Annotated in this window: 1 pseudogene; it reads right to left on the bottom strand. The window is 80.3% G+C overall.

Annotation, left to right across the window (positions count from 1 at the left end):
• A pseudogene (locus KVS67_RS12510) lies at nt 1-187 on the bottom strand (hypothetical protein); the annotation flags it as partial.
• Nucleotides 188-249: the final 62 nt, after the last annotated feature.

The following is a 249-nucleotide window of genomic DNA, read 5'->3' on the forward strand; positions in this document are numbered from 1 at the left end:
CCGGGTCCGCCTCGCCGCCCTCGACGCGCAGCACGGGTCGGCCCTCGCGTTCGCCCAGCAGGTCCACGGCGGGGCCGGGGCCCTCGAGGATGTAGGGGGGGGGGGCCAGCAGTGCCAGCCCGGCGCTGCCCAGGGCGAGCCATCCGGAGAAGGGCACGCGGGCGGCGCGGGTGGGCCGCGAGGGCACGGCGCGCCCGCGACACCGTCTTTCCTGGGGGTCCTGACCGGGCCGTCCTCGCCGCCGGGCAC

It is taken from the genome of Micrococcus sp. GbtcB5 (assembly GCF_019091605.1).
Lineage (GTDB): Bacteria > Actinomycetota > Actinomycetes > Actinomycetales > Micrococcaceae > Micrococcus > Micrococcus luteus.